Source organism: Spirochaetota bacterium (assembly GCA_025061835.1).
GTDB lineage: Bacteria > Spirochaetota > Brevinematia > DTOW01 > DTOW01 > SKYB106.
The window spans coordinates 1-1722 of record JANXAC010000044.1 but is presented as its reverse complement, the minus strand read 5'-3'; the positions used below and the strand labels follow the sequence as shown (position 1 = coordinate 1722).

Below are 1722 nucleotides of genomic sequence, written 5' to 3'. Positions count from 1 at the left end.
CTGCCTATGCCAGTGAGAACCTGCATGGGCATCTCCTAATATTCCATAGTTTTCAATTACTGTTGCTTCCTCAATAGGTGTTTTTATCACTCCTTTTTTATCGCTAATATTTATTGAGACAACCTTTGCACTCATATTAATGAACAAGTAATACCGGTTTGGGGGAGTTTTTTATAACTGTCTCAGCAACACTACCGATTATAACTGCTTCAGCATAGGACCTACCCTTTGAACCCATTACAACAAGGTCTACATCTTTTGCTTTTTCTAAGGTTTTTTCTGTTGGAATGCCTACAATAATCTCATATTTCAAATCTCTATCTATTTTTAGAAAATGTTCCTGAGCATTTTCTTTAAGATAATTAATAAATTTTTCTATCTCAGAAGGTTCCTCAATTATATGCTTAATCTTATGCTCAGGTATAACATGAAGGACCTTTAGTTCACAGTTGCATTTTTTTGCGATAACCTTTGCAAGATTTAATGCCCTCAAGGAATATTCAGAAAAATCAACAGGACATAGTATCTTCTTTATTTTGATATCCGAAGGTTTGATCTCGCTGAAATCATCTCCTTTAACAACAAATACAGGAACTTTAATTCCCTTTAGTATTCTCTCAGAAGTAGAAGGTCTTGTAACATGGGTTTTAAAACCAAGCACTACAAGTGAATCTTTCTCTTTTATAACATCTATAATACTTTCAATCAGTCTACCAAAGACCACTTGAACTTCAGTATTTGGTACATATGAAATTAGTTTTTCTGTAAGTTGTCTTAGATTTTCTTCAATCCTTTTCTTTTCTTTATTAATATAGGGTATTAGATAGGCTGGAGGAGTAAGTGTATATTCCATGATATGGAATAGACAGAGATTTTTGCAATTAAAACTCTGAGTAAGCCACAGGGCATAAGAAAGAACACTATTTGTGAGTGTTTTAAAGTCTATGGCAACATAAATTTTTTCAATATTCATTTTTTAAGAGTCCTTCCAAGTTTTTCTTCAACAGACTTTACTTTTCCCTCAATTCTTCCTGTAGCTCCCTTTCTGTCATCAATCTTTATGTCAATTATCACTCTTTCAAATTGCTCCATCATTATATCCCTGCATTTCTTAATTAAATCCATTACATCATCCCACTGTCCTTCAACAATTGTACCCATTGAGTGAAATCTGTATGGTAGTCCGCTTTCGTCCACTATCTTTATAACCTTAGCCACATGCTCACTAATACTTACATCACTTCCTATAGGAACTATACTGAACTCTACAATCACTCTCTTCCTCCCTAAAACGATAACATATTCCTAATAAACATCTCCAGAAACCTTTACTGTAAGGTCTCCAAGCATGTTAGTATAGCTACCAAGTTCATTGTCATACCAGCCATAAATAACTGCTTGTGTTACAGGAATCTGTAATTTATCAGTAACAGGAGAACCAACATGACACATATTTGAAATATCAAGTGTAATCATTGCTGTTCTTGTATGCGTTTCACTACCTTCAATTATTGCTGCAGGTCCGAAAAAACCTATTATGTCAGTTGAGACCTTCTGGTCATCAGTGAACAGAAGGTATCCTCTTTTTTCTCTTTCAGCAGCCTCTTGATAGATCTTATTTATCAACTCTCCGTTGATAATGTTATTTTCTTCATCTCTAAAAGCTACAACAAGTATTATCAATGAACCTGTAACAACAGGAACCCTAACTGATTGAGCTAT

4 protein-coding genes are annotated in these 1722 nt (G+C 34.2%); all 4 read right to left on the bottom strand.

Features of this window, described 5'->3' with window-relative positions; all coding sequences use genetic code 11:
• Positions 1-135 (bottom strand): MOSC domain-containing protein (locus NZ579_08160; GenBank protein MCS7299909.1); only part of this gene is annotated, 135 nt, incomplete at its 3' end.
• A 1-nt stretch (position 136) separates the two neighbouring features.
• The gene (locus NZ579_08155; GenBank protein MCS7299908.1) at positions 137-973 is read right to left on the bottom strand and encodes a universal stress protein; all 837 of its coding nucleotides are present in this window, start codon (positions 971-973) and stop codon (positions 137-139) included.
• Positions 970-1275, bottom strand: coding sequence for an MTH1187 family thiamine-binding protein (locus NZ579_08150; GenBank protein MCS7299907.1), 306 nt, complete (start codon positions 1273-1275; stop codon positions 970-972). Before NZ579_08150 ends, NZ579_08155 begins: the two co-directional genes overlap by 4 nt.
• A 30-nt stretch (positions 1276-1305) precedes the next feature.
• Positions 1306-1722: glyceraldehyde-3-phosphate dehydrogenase (locus NZ579_08145; protein MCS7299906.1), on the bottom strand; the 417-nt coding region annotated here is incomplete at its 5' end.